This window comes from Halomonas sp. 18071143, from assembly GCF_019211725.1.
Taxonomy (GTDB): Bacteria; Pseudomonadota; Gammaproteobacteria; order Pseudomonadales; family Halomonadaceae; genus Vreelandella; species Vreelandella stevensii.
Genome location: NZ_CP078120.1, coordinates 2052848 through 2074393, shown reverse-complemented (window position 1 = coordinate 2074393; position 21546 = coordinate 2052848). Strand labels below are relative to the sequence as shown.

Here is a 21546-nt window from a genome sequence, read left to right as displayed (position 1 = left end):
GATCAAGCAAGTGGTGTTGCAGGGCATGCGATGGTGTTCATATGCGAGCTGTTTCGCATATGGAGGTGGTGAAAATTAGCCTAGGCTGCGCCACCTCAAATGCCTTGTTCGTCGCTTTAGACGCTTGCCTTGCGGCCAGCACGCGATAATGACGATGAACGGTATGGTCATCTGGTTTTCAACTACAGGGTCAGGCCATCCACTCGATGCAACATCTCTGCTTACATTGTGCATCTGGTGAGAGTAGGCGTCTGCATCACCGTGGCAGGGGGGATAAATGTGAAAAAAGTGCTAATGAGTGCCTGTCTTCTAGGGAAAAGTGTCCGGTACGACGGTGGTAGCTTACCGGTAAATGATCAAATCGTGGCGCGGTGGATTTCTGAAGGCCGAGTGGTATCTGTTTGCCCAGAGGTGGAAGCAGGCATGAGTATTCCCAGGGAGCCTGCGGAAATCTTCGAGGGCTGTGGAAACAGTGTGTTAGACGGTGAGGCCGACGTCATGGAAAAAGGCGGCAACATTGTGTCTGATAGTTTTATTGCTGGTGCGTCGGTGGCCCTGGAGCTGTGCAAAAGGTTTCATATTGAAATAGCCGTGCTGGCTGAGGCTAGCCCTTCCTGCGGCAGTTCATTCATCTACGACGGTCACTTCTCAGGAAATGGGAACCCTGGGATGGGGGTTACCGCTGCGCTGTTGCGCCGACACGATATTCAGGTATTTAGCCAGCATGAAATCGAGGATGCTAATAAGGCACTTGACGCAACAAGCCAACCACCCACAAAGGAAGCGCATGCCCTACGAACTCGATAACCGTCTGGTCATTGGCGTTGCCTCCAGTGCGGTCTTTGATCTGAGCGAATCCGATGCCGTCTTTCGCCGCGAGGGGGAGGAGCAGTACCGCGAATATCAGGAAAAGAATCTTGAGGTTCCGCTCCCCAAAGGCATCGCGTTTCCGTTTATCAAGCGGCTGCTGGCGTTGAACGACTTGAGCCCCAGCCCGGAAGACCCGCTGGTGGAAGTGGTGCTGTTGTCACGCAACGACCCGGATACTGGCTTGCGCGTCATGAAAACCATCGAGCACTACGGGCTGGGCATTACTCGGGCGATCTTCATGCAGGGGCGTTCGCCCTATGAGTACATTCCCGCGTTGAACATTGCGCTATTTTTGTCTGGCCACAAGCCAGACGTGGAGGCCGCCATTGGCAGCGGGCACCCGGCGGGGCAGGTGCTGGATTCCATGTTTGACGATGATGAAGACGACCAGACACTGCGCATCGCTTTTGACTTTGATGGCGTGCTGGCGGGTGACGAATCCGAGTCGGTCATGCAGGCATCAGGTCTCACGGCCTTCCATGATCATGAAGTCAAGAACGTGATGCAGCCCCACCATCCTGGGCCACTGAAAGAGTTCCTGGTACGCATTTCAAGAATCCAGTCGGCGGAAGAAGCGTACAAGCAGCAGCACCCCGAGTATGAAAACCGTATACGCGTGTCGATTGTCACCGCCCGCAATGCGCCTTCTCACGAACGCGCCTTGAAAACGCTGAAAAGCTGGGGTGTCATGGCCAACGATGCGTTCTTCCTCGGCGGCATCGAGAAGGGCAGAGTGCTGGGTGTGTTGAAGCCGCACATCTTCTTCGATGATCAGTCTGGCCATTTGCAGTCTGCCAGTACGGTGGTGCCTTCTGTTCATATTCCGTTTGGTGTCACCAACCAGCCCAGGGCGAAGGCAGATGAGCTGGCTGCCGGGAGCTGACCCTTTTCACTTTACAAGATGGGAACCGACATGACCTTGATGACGCTCCTGTTATTCATACCTGCATGTTTTGCCCTGAACATGGCCCCCGGCCCCAACAATCTGCTCTCCATGGCGAATGCCAAGCGATACGGCATACGAGTGGCCTGCTATGCCGGGATGGGTCGGTTGGTGGCCTTTGTGGGCATGATTACATTGGCCGCTACCGGGTTGGCCACCGTGCTGCATACCTCCGAAAAGGTGTTTCTCGCCGTCAAAATTGCCGGTGGGCTGTACCTCTTCTGGCTGGCGTATCAGCTCTGGAACGCAGACCCAGCAGAAGGCGATAGCGAGGCGCTGGGCGGCAAGAATCTGCTTCAACTGGCGAGGCAGGAATTCCTGCTGGCAGCGGGCAACCCCAAAGCCATCCTGATCTTTACCGCGTTCCTGCCCCAGTTTGTCGACCCTGCGGGTTCCGTAGGGCTTCAGTTCCTGATACTCGGGGCGCTGTTTCTGATGCTGGAGTGGGTCGCCATCGCCGGTTACGCGTTCTTCGGCAAGGCATTGCGCCATTGGTTCTCGCGCCCCTCCATGCGGCGCCTGTTCAATCGAGTGTGTGCCGGGTTATTGGGAAGCGCGGGGGCAGGGCTGCTGTTGGCCCGCCGTGAGTGACAATGTTGCTGGGTGCATTTCGCTCAGCTCGGTGGCGCGGCCTCGCGGGTGCCTCGCTGATCGCTCGTTACCACGCGCTACGGGTGTATTACCTTGGGTAGCGGGTAGCATCGTCGTGAGGCGATGCGCTCATATCAGGCGCTTTCTCGCAGTATTTCAATGATCGTTTGCCTTAGCCAGTTGTGGCCGGGATCGCTTTCCCGCCGTGAGTGCCAGACCATGTCGTATGCAAACGGGTCGATGGGGTAAGGGGGCGCGAAGAGCTGCAGCGGTGAGTCTTCCAGAAATAGATCGAAGCTGCGCTGGGCGGCTGTCAGGATCAGGTCGGTGTTGGCCACCACGCGGCTGGCGACGCCCCAGTGAGGCAGGGTCATGGCGACCCGGCGGGTGACGCCTTCGCGATGCAGTGCGTTCTCTATCTCGTTGCTTTCACTGCTGTGCATGGCCACCAGCACGTGGGGCCTCGAAAGCCACGCCGTTTTATCCAGGCTGCCCGTGCTGGGCAGTGTGTTTTTATCTGCCGCACAAACGAAGTGTTCGATGAAGAGCGTATGGGTGCGCAATTCATCGGAAAGGGGTGACGGGAACACGCCAAACGCCATGTCGATCTCTCCGTCATGGACCCCTGCCATCATCGAGGCTCGGCTGCCTTGCGCGACTTGCAGGTCGACCCCCGGGGCGTCGGCGCGCAAGCGCTGTACCAGGCCCGGCAGCATTACCCGAGAGCCATAGTCCGACATGGCCAGCCGAAACACCCGCTTTGCCTGGGCGGGGTCGAAGGCGGGCTGGTCGAGCAGTGCGCCGAGCTGATGCAGCGCTTCCGTCAACGCCGGTAGCAGCTCGCTGGCGCGAGAAGTGAGTTCCAGTTTGCCTGTTCGTCGCACTAGCAGCGGGTCGTCAAAAATGGCACGCAGGTGGGCGAGGGCATGGCTCACGGCGGGTTGGCTTTTATGTAAGCGGCGTGCCGCTCGCGAGACATGCTTTTCCACCAGTAGCGCGTGAAGGGTAACCAGCAGGTTGAGATCGATGCGTCTTAAATTATTCATGGTTCGAATAGTGGAAAATAAAAAATGGAATTTCAATTCTTGAAATGAATTATACAAGATAAAAGGCACCTTACAGATGTATCAGGAGCCTTGGCATGAACTCATCTTTCAGCGTAGTGGCACTGGCGGCGGTGGCGGTCATCGCGGGCGCTTTGGTGCCGTTTCAAGCAGGTAGCAACGCCGAATTGGGCCGAGCGTTGGGCCATCCTCTTTGGGCGACACTGGTCTCTCTGATGGTGAGTATTCTGGTCGTTATCCCCGTTGCGCTGGCGATGCAGGCAGCGCCTCCTGTTCTCGGGGCTATCAGGCACCTTCCCGCTTGGGCATGGCTGGGCGGCGTGGCAGGCGCTATCTATGTGTCGTCGGCGCTGATACTGGTGCCGCGAGTGGGAGCCACCAGCTTCATGGTGTGTGTGATTGCAGGGCAGTTGATCGCATCGCTGCTGCTGGATTACCACGGCTGGATGAACTTGCCTGTTAGAGAGCTCAGCATGGGGCGTGTGTTGGGAGTGGCGCTGGTATTGGCGGGGATGGTGACGGTGCTGTGGTTCTCACCAGCCACAGCGCCACCTCGCCAAAGTGCTGGACAGGTGGTGACGGGCAACGTTTCCTCATGAAGCGGCTAGGCATTTTGTTTAACCTTTTCCATCCAATAGGTCCACCCAATAGGCGCTCGAACAATCAAGGAGCGGCATCATGAACGGAGTAACGCTGCGTACAGCCCATGTTAATGAGCTGGGGGCGCTGGTAGCCATCGACGATGATGCGGGTCAGCTGTTCGTTCGTGCTGGGCTCGACATCGATATCGAGCAGGGGCATCCTTTTGTGGTATCCGAACAGCAGCGGTGGGCTCTTGCCATTGAACGCGGGCTTGCCCTGGTGGCCGCTGACACTGGCAATAGGCCTGTCGGCTTCATGATCCTCGGTGACGTTGATGGAGAGCCTTATCTGGATCAACTTTCCGTACGCACGGGCCATATGCACCAAGGGATAGGTAGCATGCTGGTTCATCACGCTATTTCATGGAGCGCTCATCGGCCCCTCTGGCTTACCACCTATGCGCATTTGCCTTGGAATAAGCCCTTCTACGAGAAACATGGTTTTGTGAAGCACCCGGAAGAAGAGTGCGGTGCAGAGCTCTGCGCTATCTTGCGAGAACAGCGGGCAGCGCTTCCCGACCCGATGCAGCGGATTGTAATGGTGCGCCGTTGCCCGTAGTGTCAGGCAACCTACCCATGTCGAGCGAACGTATTCTTTCTTCAGGAGCCTATGGATAATCGGCATATCGTGATATTCGATGGTGTGTGCAATTTCTGCAACGGCGCGGTGAGTTTCATCATCCAGCGAGATCCAGAGGGCGTCTTTGCCTTCACCCCGATGCAGAGTGAGTTGGCCCAGGAGCTGACGGAGCGCTTCAACGTCCCCGATGTGGGCACGGACACCCTGGTGCTGATCAAGGAGGGTGAGTGTTATGTGCTCTCGGATGCCGCCCTTGAGATCGCTAAAGACCTGAAAGGGCCTTGGCGGCTGTGCTATATATTCAAGAGGGTGCCCAAGCCGATCAGGGACGCGGCTTATAAACTATTCGCGCGGCATCGCTATCGGCTCTTTGGTAAGAAAGATGCCTGTATGGTGCCGTCAGCAGAGGTGAAGTCGCGGTTTGTGGGGGTCGATACCTGATTCGTGAGGCGGGTGTTTATCCAGTCCAGTGATGGTGGGGCGTGGGTTGCTTACCTTTTCTCACGGTGGCGCGGCCTCGCGGGTGCCTCGCTGCTCGCTCGTTACCACGCGCTACTGTCGTTTGATATCGCGGTAGAAGTTTTCGTGTGAGCCCAGTGCCATCAGCTCAAGCACAAGAACACCCTCATGGAAGCTATAACCCAGTAGGGTCAGTTGCTTGTTCATTTTGAACTTGTGTACTCGCAGGAAAGCCAGGTCGCCTTTCTTCTGTTCTCCCATATAGGGGTCGGCCATTAGCTGCCTGATGACAGAGTCCAGGTCTTTTTTTTGATTTGGCTTGAGTTTTTTGACCGCTTTCTTGAAGGAAGGCGTTTGTAATACGCTGGTAGCGCTAATCAAAATCGTAGGCCTCCAGCTTTCCAGCATCACGTTCTGCCTGTGCGATGATGGCTTGGCGGACAAAGTCGTAGGGCAAATCGGGGTTGTCTTCCATCATCTCGCCGATTTTTGCCCAGTGTTCTATTTGCTTGGGTGTTGTACGGTGTAAAGCCCTTGCCATGATGGCCGCTTTATCCACCAGTTCTTTATCTAAGCGTATGCTTGCAGTAGACATCAGTCACTCCTGTCGTTGGACTTAAAAAATTGTAGCGTGACGCTACACCAGTAGCAAACTGCTGCGTACTAGCTTGACCAGACGTTCACATTTTCAAGAGGTCAATCATGCCCACCACCGCCATCGTTCTTGGTGCCACTGGCGCCATTGGCCAGCACCTCGTGACGCAGCTTTCCCAGCGCGATGAGGTGGAGAGCGTCATCGTCGTGACCCGCCGCGAGCTGGATCTTGCTCGTGAATTTCCCCACGCTAACGCATCCAGACTTCAGCCTGCGCTGCTGGATTTCGAACAACTGGAAGCTGAGGTTGCCGAGCTGGTGCCCGCTGGGGCCATGGCGTTTGTAGCGCTGGGCACCACGAAAAAGCAGGCAGGGAGTAAAGAGGCGTTTCGTCGCGTGGACCATGGGTTGGTGCTGGCGTTTGCCCGTGCCTGCAAAGCGGCGGGGGTGAGCCGGTTGGCTGTGGTGACGGCGCACGGTGCCAACGCTCACTCGTCGATATTTTATAACCGCGTAAAAGGCGAAGTAGAGCGGGATATTCAGGCGCTGGGGTTGCCCTGTGTGTTCTTTGCTCGGCCTTCGCTGTTGTTGGGGCGGCCGGAGGATGGGCGGCTGGCAGAAAAATGGGCAAGCGCGGTGCTGGCGCCCGTGGTGCGCTGGCTACCGCTTGCGCTGCGGCCTATTTCGGTAGAGGTCGTGGCATTGGGTATGGTCAAGGTGGCGCTGGAAGAGGCCACACCCTCCACCGTGCAAAGTAATGCGGCCCTGCATCGCTTGAGCATGGGTAGCTAGTCAGGCTTTCGGCGTGCAGCAAGCAGTGTAGGCAGGTTGTGTTCGATCCAATCGGTTAGCGCTTCGATGTGCTGCCCCAGCTCTTTGCCTGGCGACGTTAATGAATACTCCACATGCGGCGGCACAACGGGACGCGCATAGCGTGCTACCAGGCCATCTTCTTCCAGTTGCTGAAGCGTTTGTGCCAGCATTTTCTCACTGACACCCTCGATCTTGCGGCGCAGTTCGCTGAAGCGGTGGGTGCCTTTCATCAACACCAGCAGCACTAAAACCCCCCACTGGCTGGTCACGTGTTTCAAAATCTGCCGCGATGGGCAGGCTTTTGCGAGTACTTCGCCACGGCGCATGGCATTGGCGAGTGCTCCATGGCTGGCGCTTTGAGAAGGGGGCGTTGGGTGACGGGTCATGGTACTTACCTTTTTGTGCGTACTTACTAAAAGTTAGTTTAAAGGGTACGCTTCGTTTCACCAACCATTGCAGATGAATGAGGGTGAAAACATGATCGTAGTAACGGGTGCTACCGGACAGCTAGGCCGCTTGGTGATTGATGCGCTATTGAAGCGCGTGCCTGCCGAGCACATTGTGGCCGCCGTGCGGAATGTGGAAAAAGCCCAGCCGCTGGCCGAGCTAGGCGTACACGTACGTCAAGCCAATTACGATGACCCTGACAGCTGGCAAGCGGCTTTGCAAGGGGCCGAGAAGGTGCTGCTGATCTCGTCTAGCGAGATTGGCCAGCGTGTCGATCAGCATCGGGCGGTCATCGAGGCTGCGAAGCGTCAGGGCGTAGCGCTACTGGCGTATACCAGCCTATTGCATGCCGATTCGTCGCCGCTTGGTTTAGCGCAGGAGCACCGCGAGACCGAGGCACTGATTCATGCCTCTGGTGTTCCTTATGTGCTGCTGCGCAACGGCTGGTACACCGAAAATTATACGCAGGGCGCTCCTGGAGCGGTCGCCCAGGGGGCCTTGTTTGGCTGCGCCGACGAGGGGCGGATTGCCTCGGCTGGGCGGGCTGATTACGCCGAAGCAGCGGCCATCGTGCTGGCCAGCGATCAGCACAGGGAGCCCGTGTATGAGTTGGCAGGTGACAGCGCGTATACGCTGGGTGAGCTGGCGGCCGTTATCGCGCGGCAAAGCGGGCAGCGCGTCGATTACGTCAACGTGAGTGAGGCCGACTACGTAAGTGCTTTGCAGCAGGCGGGGCTGCCGAAGGAGTTCGCTAGCGTATTGGCAGACGCCGATAGAGGAGTTGCCAAGGGGGCCCTGTTGGATGAGGGCCATCAGTTGAGCCAGTTGCTGGGTAGGCCCACGCTGTCGCTGGAAGAGGCTGTCAAACAGGCGCTGTCGTCATCGCGGTAATACATGCCCGCATTTAGGCGGGGTCTCTGTGGCGCTGGCCCACGCTTGTAGAGGCGTGGGCCAGTTTCGTTTCTGACGTTGCCCCCGCTACCAGGCCATCACGCGCGGGCATTCTCCAGCGCTTCGATCATCCTGCGCGCTGCGTTGGAGAGCGTGCGGTTGTGGTGTACCAGATAGCCCAACGGGCGGTGGATGGGGTCGGTATCCACCGGCAGCTCGACCAGTTCGCTGTCGAGCATGCTTTCCGGCAGCAGGCTCCAGCCGAGCCCGACGCTGCACATCATCTTCAGGGTTTCCAGGTAATTGGTGGACATGCTGACCGGCAGGGTCAGGCCGGCGGCCTGGAAGCGTTGGCCGATCAGGGTGTGGGTGAAGGTCTTGGCGCCGGGCATCACGCAGTTCACCTCGCACAGTTCGGCCAGGCTCAGCGTGGCCTGGGTGCGGCTGCGCTGGGCCAGCGGGTGGTCCTTGGCGCAGACGAAGCAGAGCCGGTCGCGCCAGAGTTCGACCACCTGCAGCTGCTCCACCGGGTGGGGCGCCAGGGTGACGATGGCCATTTCCAGGGTGCCATCCACCACGCCCTGATAGGCAAGCTCGGAGTCCAGGAAGTGCAGGTCGAGGGCCACTTCCGGGTGGCGCTGGGTGTAGAGCTTGAGCAGCGGCGGCAGCCGGTGCAGGCCGATGTGGTGGCTGGTGGCCAGGGTGAGCTTGCCGCCCACCTGGCCGGAAAGGTTGGCCAGCGCGCGGCGGCTGTCGTCCACGGTGAACAGGATACGCTGGGCGCGGGGCAGCAGCAGGTTGCCTGCCTCGGTGAGGGTGATTTTCCGCCCGATACGGTCGAAAAGCCGCGTGCCCAGCAGCTCTTCCAGGGTGGCAATGCGTTTACTCACCGCTGGCTGCGTAAGGTGAAGCTGCTCGGCGGCCCGGGAAAAGCTTTGGGTTTGCGCCACGGCAAGAAAGGCTTGCAGGCTTTGGGTATCCATGGCAACTCCCTGATCATCTATTCCTATTTGGAATCTAAAGTATGAATAACATGAATTGCTTTTATGTGCGAGTCGGGTAACACTCGGGTCATCGTCCATGACGCCCGCGACAAGAGCGGCCCGTAGAAGCCGCCAACACGACTAGCAGGGCACTGCCCAGGAGAGCCACATGTCAGGTCAAACCCTTTACGACAAACTCTGGAACCAGCACCTGGTCAAGCAGCGCGATGACGGCACGGCGCTGATCTACATCGACCGCCAACTGCTCCACGAAGTGACCTCGCCACAGGCGTTTGAAGGCCTGCGTCTGGCCAACCGCAAGCCCTGGCGTCTGGATGCCAACCTGGCCACCCCCGATCACAACGTGCCCACCACGGTGAAAGAGCGTGCCGAGGGCAACAGCGGCATCAAGGACCCGGTCTCGTTGATTCAGGTGCAGACCCTGGACGACAACTGCCAGGCCTTCGGTATCGAAGAGTTCAAGATCAACGACCCCCGCCAGGGCATCGTGCACGTGGTGGGCCCCGAGCAGGGTGCCACACTGCCCGGCATGACCGTGGTGTGTGGCGACTCGCATACCGCCACCCACGGCGCCTTTGCCGCGCTGGCCCACGGGATCGGCACCTCGGAAGTGGAGCACGTGCTGGCTACCCAGTGTTTGCTGGCGCAGAAGATGAAGAACATGCAGGTGCGCGTGGAAGGCGAGCTGGGTCTGGGCGTGACCGCCAAGGACGTGGTGCTGGCCATCATCGGTAAGATTGGTACCGCCGGCGGCACCGGCTATGCCATCGAGTTTGCTGGAAGCGCCATCGAATCGCTCTCCATGGAAGGCCGCATGACCGTGTGCAACATGGCCATCGAAGCGGGTGCCCGAGTGGGGCTGATTGCGGTCGATGACACCACCATCGATTACCTCGCCGAGCGCCCCTTTGCGCCTACCGCCGAGCAGTGGGAGGCCGCCGTGGCCGACTGGCGCCAGCTGGTCTCCGATGCCGATGCCCACTTCGATAAAGTGGTCACCCTGAAGGCCGAAGAGATCGAGCCCCAGGTAAGCTGGGGCACCAGCCCCGAAATGGTCACCGGTATTTCCGGTCAGGTGCCCGACCCCCAGGCCGCCGATGACGAAACCGTCCAGCGCAGCCACTCCCGCGCGCTGGAGTACATGGGCCTGCAGGCCAACCAGAAAATTACCGATATCAAACTGGACAAGGTGTTCATCGGCTCCTGCACCAACTCGCGTATCGAAGACCTGCGTGAAGCCGCCAAGGTGGCCAAGGGCAATAAGGTAGCCGATACCATCAAGCTGGCCATGGTGGTGCCGGGTTCTGGCCTGGTGAAGCGCCAGGCGGAAGCCGAAGGCCTCGACAAGATCTTCATCGAAGCGGGCTTCGAGTGGCGCGAGCCGGGATGCTCCATGTGTCTGGCCATGAATGCCGACAAGCTGGGCGCTGGCGAGCACTGCGCCTCGACCTCCAACCGTAACTTCGAAGGTCGTCAGGGCTACGGCGGGCGTACGCATCTGGTGAGCCCGGCCATGGCCGCTGCGGCCGCCATTGCTGGCCACTTCGTCGATGTCCGTACCTTGCCTGCCAACGATGCCACCCACGCCCAGGAGGCCTGAGCCATGAAAAAGTTCGAACGTTTTGAAGGCATCGTCGCGCCTCTGGACCGTGCCAATGTCGATACCGATCTGATCATTCCGAAGCAGTTCCTGAAGTCCATCAAGCGGACCGGCTTTGGCGTGAACCTGTTCGATGAGCTGCGCTACCTGGACGAAGGCCAACCCGGTCAGGACTGCTCCCAGCGCCCGCTGAATCCGGATTTCGTTCTGAACCAGCCGCGCTTCAAAGGCGCCGAGGTACTGCTGGCACGGCGTAACTTTGGCTGCGGCAGCTCCCGCGAGCACGCGCCCTGGGCGCTGGAAGATTTTGGCTTCAAGGTAGTGATTGCCCCCAGCTTTGCCGATATCTTCTACAACAACGCGTTCAAAAACGGCATCCTGCTGGTGACGCTGGCTGAAGAGCAGGTGGATCGCCTGTTTGCCGAGGTGGACGCCAACGAAGGCTACCAGCTGGACGTCGACCTGGAGCATCAGCGCGTGATCACGCCCAGCGGCGAGATTCTGGAATTCGAGGTCGATGAATTCCGCAAGCACTGCCTGTTGAACGGCCTGGACGATATCGGCATTACCCTGCAAGACGAAGAGGCCATTCGCAGCTTCGAAGCGCAGCATCGTCAGCAGCGCCCTTGGCTGTTCCGCCAGCCCGCGTAAGTCTTCCATTTTTTGTGCTAAGGATTGAGCATGACTCATAAGGTGTTACTGCTGCCCGGTGATGGTATCGGCCCGGAAATTGCCGCCCAGGCGGCGCGTTTGTTGAAAGCCTGCCAAGACGCTGGCCTGGACATCGACGTGGAAGAGGGTCTGGTGGGCGGCTCGGCCTACGACGTACACGGCGAGCCGCTGCCCGCCGAAACGTTGGAAAAAGCCAAGGCTGCCAGCGCGATTCTGCTGGGTGCCGTGGGCGGCCCCAAATGGGACAAGATCGAAGACCTCTCCAGGCGTCCTGAGAAGGGCTTGCTGGGCCTGCGCAAGAACTTGGGCCTGTTTGGCAATCTGCGCCCGGCCATGCTCTATCCGCAGCTGGCCAGCGCTTCCAGCTTGAAGCCCGAGCTGGTGGCCGGGCTGGATATCATGATCGTGCGTGAACTCACCGGCGGCATCTACTTCGGCCAGCCCCGGGGTATCGAAGTGCGCGACGGCGAGCGGGTCGGCTTCAATACCTATATCTACTCTGAAAGCGAAATCGAGCGCATTGGTCGTGTCGCCTTCGAGATGGCCCAGAAGCGCGGCAAGAAGCTCTGCTCGGTGGACAAGGCCAACGTGCTGGAAGTGACGATTCTGTGGCGTGAGGTCATGGAGCGGCTGGCACCGGAATACCCAGATGTAGAGCTGTCGCACATGTACGTGGACAACGCCGCCATGCAGCTGGTGCGTGCACCGAAGCAGTTCGATGTGGTGGTCACCGGCAACATGTTTGGCGACATTCTCTCCGATGCCGCCGCCATGCTGACCGGCTCCATCGGCATGCTGCCTTCTGCATCGCTCAACGAGAGCGGGCAGGGCATGTACGAGCCTTGCCACGGCAGCGCGCCGGACATCGCAGGCCAGAACATCGCCAACCCGCTGGCCATGATGCTCTCGGTGGCCATGATGCTGCGCTACTCGCTCAATGAGCCCGCCATGGCCGAGCGCATCGAAGCGGCAGTGGGCAGCGTGCTGGACGACGGCCTGCGCACGGCGGATATCGCTTCCGAAGGCACCCGTCGGGTCTCCACGGTGGAGATGGGCGATGCGGTGCTGGCGGCCTTTGCACAACGCTCAGCCTAAGGCTTGCAAAAAGAGCTTCGCTTCGACTCATCGCAAAGCAACCAACGTCGGCTGCCCCAAGGGGTGGCCGACGTCGTGTCGGATATTTGTGTATAATACTTATCTCATTCTTGGTTGGAGGACTTCACATGTTGAAAGTCGGTTTCGTGGGATGGCGTGGCATGGTGGGCTCTGTGCTGATGCAGCGCATGCAGGAAGATGGTGATTTCAACGGCATCGAGCCGATCTTTTTCACCACTTCTCAAGTTGGCCAGCCCGGCCCCGACATCGGCGTGGACGTGCCTCCGCTGAAAGATGCGTTTGCACTGGATGACCTGAAAGCGCTGGACGTGATCATCACCTGCCAGGGCGGTGACTACACCAAGAAGGTCTACGGCGACCTGCGCAACGGCGGTTGGCAAGGCTACTGGATCGATGCCGCCAGCACCCTGCGGATGGAAGACGAAGCCACCATCATCCTCGACCCGGTGAACCGTAAGGTCATCGATGCGCAACTGGCGAAAGGTGCCAAAACCTTCGTGGGCGGCAACTGCACCGTCAGCCTGATGCTGATGGGCCTGGGCGGCCTGTTCGAGGCCGATATGGTCGAGTGGATGACCTCCATGACCTATCAGGCGGCGTCCGGCTCCGGTGCTAAGCACATGCGCGAGCTGCTCAACCAGATGGGCCACCTGCGTGATAGCGTGGCCAGCGAATTGGCCGACCCGGCCAGCGCCATTCTGGATATCGACCGCAAGGTCACTGCGGCCATGCGTGGCGGCGACTTCCCCACGGAAAACTTCACTGCGCCGCTGGCGGGCAGCCTGCTGCCGTGGATCGACACCAAGCTGGAGAGCGGCCAGAGCCGCGAAGAGTGGAAAGGCAGCGTCGAGACCAACAAGATTCTGGGACTGCAGAACAACCCGATTCCCATCGATGGCCTTTGCGTGCGTATCGGTGCCATGCGCTCCCACAGCCAGGCGTTCACCATCAAGCTGAAGCAGGATGTGCCGCTGGACGAGATCGAAGAGCGCATTGCCAAGCACAACGAGTGGGTGCGCCTGATTCCCAACGATAAGGACGCCACCGTAGCGGGCCTGACCCCGGCAGCAGCCACGGGCACGCTGCAAGTGCCGGTAGGCCGGCTACGCAAGCTGAACATGGGCGGTGAATACCTCTCGGCCTTCAGCGTGGGCGACCAGCTGCTGTGGGGGGCCGCCGAGCCGCTCAAGCGCATGCTGAAGATCCTGCGCGAGCAGTAATCCAGCGCGGGTCGTCAGGTAAACCGGTGGGAAGCTGTTCGCAGCTTCCCATTTTTTTGCCTATCGGGCGTGTCGAAGGTGCATTGGCCCAGGCGGCATGTTAAATACGTTATGATAAAAACGAATTAAGTCATTGTGATGGGTGAATGTTTCCGCACAATGTAACGCAGGGAACCGCAGGCAGTAGGGGCCGCAATGAAAAACAAGCTGGCATGGTGGTCATGGCTGCCGCTGGGCGTCGTAAGCCCGTTGGCGTTGGCCGTGGGGCTGGGGCAGGTGACGGTCAACTCACCGCTCCAGGCACCGCTGAATGCCTCCGCACCCATCGTGGATGTCTCCGAGACTGCGCTGGGCGAGATACGGGTGGAGGTCGCTGACGAAGCGGCCTTTACCGCCCGGGGGCTGGAGTGGACCCCGCTGGCGGCCAGCGTGCGCGCCGAGATCGAGCGCCTTCCCGGCGGTGCTCGGGTGGTGCTGCGCACCGAGCAGGAGGTGCTGGAGCCCTGGCTGGATCTGCTGTTGACCATCAGCGGCCCCGATGGGCGTAGCGCCGAGGCGTTCACGCTACTGTTCGACCTGCCGGAGAGCGCCGCCAGTGCGCCGGTGGCGGCACCTGCCAGCCATGTCAGCCCGTCCGCGACGGCTGCGCAAGCCCCGCCACAGGCAGTCTCTTCTTCGCCATCGCCCGCATCCGTGGCCAGTGCGGCCCAGGCGCCTGGCGGAACGGCCTATGTGGCCAGCGGCGATTCACTGTGGGGGGTGGCGGCGCGGGTCAAGCCCGCCGAGGTCAGCGTCCAGCAGATGATGCTGGCCCTGGTCGAAGCCAACCCGTCGGCGTTCCCTTCCGGTAACCCGGATGAACTTCGCGCCGGGCAAACCCTGGTGGTGCCAGGTCGCGAGCAAATCATGGCACGTAGCCCCAGCCAGGCATCCCAGGCGGTGCAGGCCATGCGCCAAACGGCGGCGGCGCCATCGTCAGGCGAGGAGCCGGTGCTGGTCGACGAGGCGCTGGCCGCGAGCGAGCAGTTGCCACAGGGCGCGCCAGAAGGCCCATTGGCCGAGGGTGATGCCGAGAGCGAGACAGAGAGCGAGCTGGCAGGGCTGACCCTCAACGACCTGGCAGAACAGCTGCGCGAAAGCCAGGCCATGCTGCAAACCGTCCTCGAAGAGCGTGACCTGATGCAGGCGGAAATGGCTGCGCTGCGTCAGGAGGTGGCCTCGTTGACGGAGGCGCTGCAGGCGTCTCAACAGGAAACCCAGCATGCCCTGGCTGTCGCAGAAGCCATGGCGGCCAGCGCGGGTCAGGCGGCCGGTGCGCGAGCGTCCGGGCCGGGGGTGATCGCACGGCTGGAGGCCTATCAGTGGCCGCTGGCCAGTGCCGCCCTGGCGCTGTTGCTGGGGGCGCTGGTGTGGTCACGCAAGCGCCGCGAGCGCCAGTGGGAGGACGTGCCCGCGCCCGCCGCTGCCGTAGAAACGCCCCCACGACGCGCCGAGCCAGTCATGGAAAGCACCGGCACCGCTGGCGCACCTTTGGCCGAGCCGCCCCTTGCCGAACCACCGCCTTTCGATATCCCGAAAGCGCCGCCACAGGTAGCCGAGCGCTATGAGCAGGTGTCTGCTGCTGACGAGCCGGTGACCGACGAGTCGGCTGTTCAGGAACCTGTTGCTCAAGCGTCTGGTGAGCATAGCCCCTTGGAGGAGGCTACAGAGCTGTCGACGCCCCAGGCGCCTGCGCAACCGGTGCCGGACGATCATCGGGCGCACTATATCGATTATCATCCGCCCTCGCTGCAGGCCAACGAGCCAGACGAGGCCGAGACCTCCTTGTCAGGAAACGCGGACGCTGCGCCGCTGCGCACCCGCTATACCCCTGAAGAGGAGTGGGAAATCGAAGAGGTGGCATTCGAGCCGCGACGTCGGGATAATAGCGACTCTTCCAAATCCTCCAAATGACGTGGCTTGATGACGCTGTTCTACCACTTTGATGAAACACAACCGCTGGCTGGCCGACTGGCCATGGGCGTCGAATATGACGGCACACGTTTTTGTGGCTTTCAGCGCCTGAAGCATGCCGCCTCCGTGCAACAGGCCATCGAAGATGCGCTGGGCAAGGTGGCGGGGGCGCCCGTGCATATCTACGCCAGCGGCCGCACCGATTCCGGTGTGCACGCCACGCGCCAAGTGATTCACTTCGACCCGCCGGTACAGCGCACTGAAAAAGCGTGGATTTTCGGCGCCAATACCAATCTGCCCCGAGACGTGGCGGTGCGTTGGGTGAAGCCGGTATCCGACGATTTTCATTCGCGCCTTGGCGCGCTGGCACGCCGTTACCGCTACCTCTTTCTGAATCAGATCAGCCGCCCGGTCATGGAGCGCCACAACGTCACCTGGTGTCGCGACCCGCTGGATGCCGATGCCATGCATCGTGCGGCCCAGGTGCTGGTGGGCGAGCACGATTTCAGCAGCTTCCGCGCGGCGGGCTGCCAGTCGAAATCCCCCTGGCGCCAGATGCACTTCGTCGAAGTGAAGCGTTACGGCCCGCTGGTGGTGATCGACATCCAAGGCAATGCCTTCCTGCATCACATGATCCGTAACATTGCCGGAGCGCTGGCCAGCGTTGGCCGGGGGGCGCAGGACGAAGGGCATATCGCCCGCCTGCTGGCGATGAAGAATCGCCAGAAGGGCGATGTCACGGCGCCTGCCTGCGGCCTGCATTTCGTCGACTCCCTCTACGACGAACGTTTCGAGATTCCCAGGGAGCCGCTGGGGCCCAATCTGCTGGCCTTCACCGGCGAGTGGACCGGCGAGCGGGCGCTGCCGGAGACGCCTAGAGTGGCCGCCCGGCGCCAGCTCACCTTTACCCAGCAAACCAGCCCTGAACAGCAGGAGAGCGCCTCATGACCGCACCTGGTCGCACGCGTATCAAGTTTTGTGGCTTTACTCGCCACGAGGACGTGGCCGAGGCCGTGGTGCTGGGGGTCGATGCGCTGGGGTTCGTCATGTGGCCCAAGAGCGCGCGGGGGATCGACCCTGCCACGTTGGCAGCGCTGGCAGCACCGGTACCGGCTTTTGTGACGCGGGTGGGGCTGTTCGTCAACCCTGACGTGGCGCTGGTGGAGGCGTGTTTGCCGCACCTGGATTTGATCCAGTTCCACGGTGACGAGTCCGCCGACTTCTGCGCCCAGTTCGATCGCCCCTGGATCAAGGCGCTGCGCATGCGTGACGACCTCGACCTGCATCAGGCAGCGCAGCAGTATGCGGCCGCCCAGGCACTGCTGCTGGACGCCTATCGGCCGGGCGTGCCTGGCGGAACCGGAGAAACCTTCGACTGGTCTAGAATCCCCGCAGCCCTGCAAAAACCTGTTATTCTGGCGGGTGGGCTGACGGTCGAGAACATTGCCGCCGCGGTGGCGCAGGTGGCTCCCTATGCGGTTGATGTATCAGGGGGAATCGAAGCCGCCCCAGGCCAAAAGGATGCTCGGCGAATGGCCGACTTCGTGGCTCAGGTCGGGCGGGCCGATCAGCGCTGACGAGGGGCGTAAAACCCTTCTTCCACCTTTATGTATTCATTCATCTTTGCCTTTCTGGCAATCCTGTGAGGTATGCCTGTGACAGTCTCAGCAACTGAAACCAAGTTCAGCGACCTGACCCGAATGCCGGATGCCCGTGGTCACTTTGGCCCCTATGGCGGCCGATTCGTGTCGGAAACCCTGAGTTACGCTCTTGAAGAGCTGGATCAGGCCTGCTTCAGCCTGCGCGACGACCCGGCCTTTCAGGCGGAGTTCGACCGCGACCTGGCGCACTATGTGGGTCGCCCCTCGCCGCTGTATCACGCCGAGCGCTGGTCCAACTCGCTGGGTGGCGCGCAAATCTGGTTGAAGCGCGAAGACCTCAACCACACCGGCGCCCACAAGGTGAACAACACCATCGGTCAGGCGCTGCTGGCCAAGAAGGCCGGCAAGCCTCGGGTCATCGCTGAAACCGGCGCGGGTCAGCACGGTGTGGCCACGGCCACGGTTGCCGCGCGGCTGGGGCTGGAGTGCGATGTCTACATGGGCGCCGCCGATGTCCAGCGCCAGAAGCTGAACGTGTACCGCATGCGGCTGCTGGGCGCTCGGGTCATTCCGGTGGAGTCCGGCACCCGCACGCTCAAGGACGCCATGAACGAGGCGTTGCGTGACTGGGTCACCAACGTGGACAACACCTTCTACATCATCGGTACCGTGGCCGGGCCGCATCCGTACCCGCTGCTGGTGCGCGATTTCAATGCGGTGGTGGGGCGCGAGGCGCGCCGTCAGTCGCTGGAGCAGATCGGCCGCCTGCCGGATGCGCTGGTAGCATGCGTGGGCGGTGGCTCCAATGCCATTGGCCTGTTCTACCCGTTCGTCGAAGATGACGCCGTGGCCATGTACGGTGTCGAGGCAGGGGGCGACGGGGTGGAAACCGGCCGTCACGCCGCGCCGCTGTCTTCCAATGCACCGCGTGGCGTGCTGCACGGCAACCGCACCTACCTGATGTCCGACGAAGCGGGCCAGGTGATGGACACTCACTCCATCTCCGCAGGCCTCGATTATCCTGGCGTTGGCCCCGAGCACGCGCTGTGGAAAGACGCCGGTCGCGTGCAGTACGTGGCCGCCAACGACCAGCAGGTGCTGGAAGCGTTCCGCGAGCTGACCCGCATGGAAGGCATCATGCCTGCGCTGGAGTCTGCCCATGCCTTGGCCCATGCCAAAGTGCTGGCGCCCACCATGCGGCCTGATCAGCATATCGTGGTGAACCTTTCAGGGCGTGGTGACAAGGACATCATGACCGTGGCTAACATCGACGGCATCGAGTTTTAAGGGCTAGCATGAATCGAATCGACCAGCGTTTTTCCGAATTGAAGCAGCAGGGCCGCAAGGCTCTGATCCCTTACATCACCGCCGGGGACCCTGCGCCCCAGTACACGGTAGGCTTCATGCACGCCCTGGTGGATGCCGGGGCCGATGTGATCGAGCTTGGCGTGCCGTTCTCCGACCCGATGGCGGATGGCCCGGTCATCCAGAAGGCCTGCGAGCGGGCTCTGAAACAGGGCACCCGGCTGGTGGACCTGCTGGACATGGTGGCCGAGTTTCGCCAGACCGATACCCAGACCCCCATCGTGCTGATGGGCTACCTGAATCCTATCGAACGCATCGGTTACACGGCCTTTGCCGATAAAGCCGCCAGCGTCGGTGTGGACGGCGTGCTGGTGGTGGACATGCCGCCGGAAGAGGCGGACGAGTTCGGCCCGCTGCTCAAAGCGCGCGGCCTGGCAGCGATTTTCCTGGTTGCGCCTACCACTTCCCATGCCCGTGCCGCTACAATATGCGCCCACGGTGAGGGGTATCTTTACTATGTGTCGCTCAAAGGCGTGACCGGGGCGGCCACATTGAACGCAGCCGATGTCGCTGAACACCTGGCGCCGCTGCGTGACATGACCGATTTGCCGCTGTGCGTTGGGTTCGGTATTCGCGATGGGGTGACGGCCGCCGAGGTGGCGAAAGTCGCCGATGGCGTGATCGTCGGCAGCGCGCTGGTCAACCGCATTGCGGACAGCGTGGATGCCCCTGAAACCATCACCGGACAGTTGAAGAGCGTGTTGGCTGAGATGCGGACCGCCATGGACGCCTGAGTGCGTCCTCTCATCGTCTACACTGAATCTTGAATTGACGACACTCATCAAGCTTGGCTTGACCAAGCGTTGACGTATACGGAAGCCTTTTTGATATGAGCTGGTTAGACAAGATCGTGCCCTCCATGGGGCGTATCCAGCGGAAGGACCGTCGTGCCAGCGTGCCCGATGGCCTCTGGCGTAAATGTCCCAAATGCGAGGCGGTGCTGTACCTGCCGGAGCTGGAAAAGCACCACAGCGTCTGCCCCAAGTGTGACCACCACTTGCGTCTGACCGCCCGCAAGCGCCTTGACTGGTTCCTGGACAAGCAGGGGCGCGAAGAGGTGGGGGCCGAGATCGAGCCCAATGACCGCCTCAAATTCCGCGACTCCAAGAAGTACAAGGACCGCCTGACGGCTGCCCAGAAAGAGACCGGTGAAAAAGACGCGCTGGTTGCCATGCGTGGCGAGCTGGATGGCCTGCCGGTCGTGGCCGTGGCCTTCGAGTTCACCTTCATGGGCGGCTCCATGGGGGCCGTAGTCGGTGAGAAGTTCGTCCGCGCGGCCACCATTGCGCTGGACGAGGGTATTCCGCTGATCTGCTTTGCTGCCTCGGGTGGCGCGCGGATGCAGGAAGCGCTGTTCTCGCTGATGCAGATGGCCAAGACCTCGGCAGCCCTGGAGAAGCTCAAACAGGCGGGTGTCCCCTATATTTCCGTGCTGACCGACCCGGTGTTTGGTGGCGTTTCCGCGTCGCTGGCCATGCTGGGTGACCTGAACATTGCCGAACCCAACGCCCTGATCGGTTTTGCAGGCCCTCGGGTCATCGAGCAGACCGTGCGCGAAACCCTGCCGGAAGGTTTCCAGCGCAGCGAGTTTCTGCTCGAACACGGCACGGTCGACATGATCGTACATCGTCATGACATGCGTGCGCGTGTCGGTGGTGTGCTGCGCAAGCTGACCCATCAGCCCGCCGTGGAAACCAGCGCTGAACCGGTGGTCGAAGGTGAAATCACCGAACCTGTGGTGGAAGAAGCCGCATTGGCGGATGCTGCAGAGAGCAGTGCTCAGGCAGAGCCTGCCCAGCCTGCGAGCGATGACGCGTCGCGCAATGCCTAGCACGTTAGCCGAATGGCTGAATCATCTTGAGACGCTGCACCCGGTAGGCATCGACATGGGCCTGGAGCGGGTGTCGCAGGTGGCCCGGCGTATGGGACTGCTGGACCGCCCCCTGGCTCGCCAGGTGATTACCGTGGCAGGCACCAATGGCAAGGGCTCGACCCTTGCCATGATCGATGCGGTGGCGCGGGCGCATGGCCTGCGCACCGGTACCTACACGTCTCCTCATCTGCTGCGCTATAACGAGCGGGTCACGCTGGAAGGGCGCGAAGCCAGTGACCAAACCCTGGTCGAAGGCTTCATTCAGGTGGAGGATGCTCGCCTGGAAGCGCCCGCCATCAGTCTGACCTACTTCGAGGCGGGCACGCTGTGTGCGCTCTGGTGCCTGGCCAATGCCGAGCTGGATCTGGCGGTATTGGAGGTAGGGCTGGGCGGGCGGCTGGATGCCGTCAACATCATCGATGCCGATGTGGCCATCGTGACTACCATCGCGCAGGATCATGCCAATTTCCTGGGGACCGATCTGGCTCAGATCGGGCGCGAAAAAGCAGGTATCTTTCGCCCCCTGAAACCCGCCGTGCTGGGAAGCTTGACGCTGCCCACGAGCGTGCTGGACACGGCCATTGCGGTGGCTGCGCCCAGCTACGTGCTGGGCGTGGGTTTCAGCCATAGCGCGGGTGACGAGCCGCCAGGCACGCCCTGGTGCTGGCATGGGCTCAACCGTGAAGGGGATACTCTTTCCCTTGACGCGCTGCCAGACCCGGGCTTGCCCATCGACAATGCGGCCACGGCGCTGCAGGCGCTGGCGCTGGCAGGTGTGCCGTTGAAGGTGCGGCCGGTCAGTGAAGCGCTGGCTGGCGTGACGCTGCCGGGGCGCCTGCAGTGGAGCGGGCAGTGGTGCCTGGACGTGGGGCATAATCCGCATGCGGCCAGCTATCTGGCGCGCAGGCTTCCCGCGCCGCCTGCCGGTGGTCGCCAGTGGGGGCTGCTGGGCATGCTCAATGACAAGGATGCCGACGGTGTGATCGAGGCACTGTTGCCGCGTATCCGTGACTGGGTCTGCGTCAGCCTGGAAGGCGAACGTGGCCGCTCGGCCAGCGAGCTTGCCGAGCGTATTACGTCGCTGGGCGGGCGCGTGTATCATTGCGCCGATTCCCCCGAGGCCGGGGCAGAGTGGCTGGCTCAACGGCTGACGCCAGAGGATCGGGTATTGGCAACGGGGTCATTCTTTACCGTGGCAGCGCTACTGGCGATGCCACTGCCTCAAGCATCGCCGCAGGCACGTTAAGCT

24 protein-coding genes are annotated in these 21546 nt (G+C 61.2%); 19 read left to right on the top strand and 5 right to left on the bottom strand.

The features are described 5' to 3' along the window. Positions 1–294: 294 nt before the first annotated feature. Genes KVY02_RS09685 through KVY02_RS09675 form a run of 3 tightly spaced genes read left to right on the top strand, consistent with a single transcriptional unit; the run spans position 295 to position 2404 of the window. Positions 295–807, top strand: coding sequence for a DUF523 domain-containing protein (locus KVY02_RS09685; protein ID WP_218315073.1), 513 nt, complete (start codon positions 295–297; stop codon positions 805–807). Continuing rightward, the gene (locus KVY02_RS09680) at positions 788–1753 is read left to right on the top strand and encodes a 5'-nucleotidase (protein ID WP_218313432.1); all 966 of its coding nucleotides are present in this window, start codon (positions 788–790) and stop codon (positions 1751–1753) included. Before KVY02_RS09685 ends, KVY02_RS09680 begins: the two co-directional genes overlap by 20 nt. A gap of 30 nt (positions 1754–1783) precedes the next feature. Beyond that, positions 1784–2404 carry a LysE family translocator gene (locus KVY02_RS09675; protein ID WP_218313431.1) on the top strand — a complete coding sequence of 207 codons (621 nt, stop codon included), beginning with the start codon at positions 1784–1786 and terminating at the stop codon, positions 2402–2404. Positions 2405–2538: 134 nt separating this feature from the next. Here KVY02_RS09675 and KVY02_RS09670 read toward each other — a convergent pair whose 3' ends face one another. Next, entirely contained in the window at positions 2539–3450 is a 912-nt protein-coding gene (locus tag KVY02_RS09670) for a LysR family transcriptional regulator (RefSeq protein WP_256357480.1), read from the bottom strand. A 95-nt stretch (positions 3451–3545) separates the two neighbouring features. Between KVY02_RS09670 and KVY02_RS09665 the strand changes: the two genes are divergently transcribed. The 3 genes from KVY02_RS09665 (at position 3546) to KVY02_RS09655 (ending at position 5130) form a co-directional block, all read left to right on the top strand. Then, a complete protein-coding gene (locus KVY02_RS09665) occupies positions 3546–4067 on the top strand; it encodes a DMT family transporter (RefSeq protein WP_218313429.1) in 522 nt (173 codons plus the stop codon). A gap of 79 nt (positions 4068–4146) precedes the next feature. Next, positions 4147–4668 (top strand): GNAT family N-acetyltransferase, encoded by a 522-nt coding sequence (locus KVY02_RS09660; protein ID WP_218313428.1) that lies wholly within the window; start codon positions 4147–4149, stop codon positions 4666–4668. A gap of 51 nt (positions 4669–4719) precedes the next feature. Continuing rightward, positions 4720–5130, top strand: a complete 411-nt coding sequence (locus tag KVY02_RS09655) for a thiol-disulfide oxidoreductase DCC family protein (protein WP_218313427.1) — start codon at positions 4720–4722, stop codon at positions 5128–5130. Positions 5131–5241: 111 nt separating this feature from the next. Here KVY02_RS09655 and KVY02_RS09650 read toward each other — a convergent pair whose 3' ends face one another. Then, positions 5242–5556, bottom strand: coding sequence for a type II toxin-antitoxin system RelE/ParE family toxin (locus KVY02_RS09650; protein WP_050980286.1), 315 nt, complete (start codon positions 5554–5556; stop codon positions 5242–5244). Then, positions 5522–5743 carry a TA system antitoxin ParD family protein gene (locus KVY02_RS09645; RefSeq protein WP_016914058.1) on the bottom strand — a complete coding sequence of 74 codons (222 nt, stop codon included), beginning with the start codon at positions 5741–5743 and terminating at the stop codon, positions 5522–5524. The genes KVY02_RS09650 and KVY02_RS09645 overlap by 35 nt, the downstream gene beginning before the upstream one ends. 107 nt (positions 5744–5850) lie before the next feature. Between KVY02_RS09645 and KVY02_RS09640 the strand changes: the two genes are divergently transcribed. Further along, positions 5851–6534 (top strand): NAD(P)H-binding protein, encoded by a 684-nt coding sequence (locus KVY02_RS09640; RefSeq protein ID WP_218313426.1) that lies wholly within the window; start codon positions 5851–5853, stop codon positions 6532–6534. Here the strand turns inward: KVY02_RS09640 and KVY02_RS09635 are convergent. Then, complete coding sequence (locus tag KVY02_RS09635; RefSeq protein ID WP_218313425.1) at positions 6531–6941, bottom strand: winged helix-turn-helix transcriptional regulator; 411 nt, start codon at positions 6939–6941, stop codon at positions 6531–6533. The two genes, KVY02_RS09640 and KVY02_RS09635, sit on opposite strands and share 4 nt — an antisense overlap. A gap of 91 nt (positions 6942–7032) precedes the next feature. Between KVY02_RS09635 and KVY02_RS09630 the strand changes: the two genes are divergently transcribed. Then, on the top strand, positions 7033–7893 hold the full coding sequence (locus tag KVY02_RS09630) for an SDR family oxidoreductase (protein WP_218313424.1): 861 nt from the start codon (positions 7033–7035) through the stop codon (positions 7891–7893). A gap of 98 nt (positions 7894–7991) precedes the next feature. Here the strand turns inward: KVY02_RS09630 and KVY02_RS09625 are convergent, their stop codons facing one another. Continuing rightward, positions 7992–8876, bottom strand: coding sequence for a LysR family transcriptional regulator (locus tag KVY02_RS09625; RefSeq protein ID WP_016914054.1), 885 nt, complete (start codon positions 8874–8876; stop codon positions 7992–7994). Positions 8877–9045: 169 nt separating this feature from the next. On the opposite strand from KVY02_RS09625, the gene leuC reads away from it, so the two are divergent. From leuC to folC, 11 genes are all read left to right on the top strand, one after another. Beyond that, complete coding sequence (gene leuC, locus KVY02_RS09620) at positions 9046–10497, top strand: 3-isopropylmalate dehydratase large subunit (RefSeq protein WP_081138978.1); 1452 nt, start codon at positions 9046–9048, stop codon at positions 10495–10497. A 3-nt stretch (positions 10498–10500) separates the two neighbouring features. Next, on the top strand, positions 10501–11148 hold the full coding sequence (gene leuD / locus KVY02_RS09615) for a 3-isopropylmalate dehydratase small subunit (RefSeq protein ID WP_039179896.1): 648 nt from the start codon (positions 10501–10503) through the stop codon (positions 11146–11148). 30 nt (positions 11149–11178) lie between these two features. Then, the gene (gene leuB / locus KVY02_RS09610) at positions 11179–12264 is read left to right on the top strand and encodes a 3-isopropylmalate dehydrogenase (protein WP_218313423.1); all 1086 of its coding nucleotides are present in this window, start codon (positions 11179–11181) and stop codon (positions 12262–12264) included. Between the two features lie 128 nt (positions 12265–12392). Continuing rightward, on the top strand, positions 12393–13505 hold the full coding sequence (asd, locus tag KVY02_RS09605) for an aspartate-semialdehyde dehydrogenase (protein WP_016914050.1): 1113 nt from the start codon (positions 12393–12395) through the stop codon (positions 13503–13505). Positions 13506–13700: 195 nt separating this feature from the next. Further along, positions 13701–15458, top strand: coding sequence for a type IV pilus assembly protein FimV (locus KVY02_RS09600; protein WP_218313422.1), 1758 nt, complete (start codon positions 13701–13703; stop codon positions 15456–15458). 9 nt (positions 15459–15467) lie between these two features. Beyond that, positions 15468–16406, top strand: a complete 939-nt coding sequence (gene truA / locus KVY02_RS09595; protein WP_081138980.1) for a tRNA pseudouridine(38-40) synthase TruA — start codon at positions 15468–15470, stop codon at positions 16404–16406. Continuing rightward, complete coding sequence (locus KVY02_RS09590; RefSeq protein WP_081138982.1) at positions 16403–17035, top strand: phosphoribosylanthranilate isomerase; 633 nt, start codon at positions 16403–16405, stop codon at positions 17033–17035. Before truA ends, KVY02_RS09590 begins: the two co-directional genes overlap by 4 nt. A gap of 72 nt (positions 17036–17107) precedes the next feature. Then, positions 17108–18346, top strand: a complete 1239-nt coding sequence (trpB, locus tag KVY02_RS09585; protein WP_218313421.1) for a tryptophan synthase subunit beta — start codon at positions 17108–17110, stop codon at positions 18344–18346. An 8-nt stretch (positions 18347–18354) separates the two neighbouring features. Further along, positions 18355–19158: a tryptophan synthase subunit alpha gene (gene trpA / locus KVY02_RS09580; protein ID WP_016914045.1), complete on the top strand. Its 804-nt coding sequence runs from the start codon at positions 18355–18357 to the stop codon at positions 19156–19158. A 95-nt stretch (positions 19159–19253) separates the two neighbouring features. Further along, the gene (gene accD, locus KVY02_RS09575) at positions 19254–20255 is read left to right on the top strand and encodes an acetyl-CoA carboxylase, carboxyltransferase subunit beta (protein WP_016914044.1); all 1002 of its coding nucleotides are present in this window, start codon (positions 19254–19256) and stop codon (positions 20253–20255) included. Continuing rightward, the gene (gene folC / locus KVY02_RS09570; protein WP_081192999.1) at positions 20248–21543 is read left to right on the top strand and encodes a bifunctional tetrahydrofolate synthase/dihydrofolate synthase; all 1296 of its coding nucleotides are present in this window, start codon (positions 20248–20250) and stop codon (positions 21541–21543) included. The genes accD and folC overlap by 8 nt, the downstream gene beginning before the upstream one ends. Positions 21544–21546: the final 3 nt, after the last annotated feature.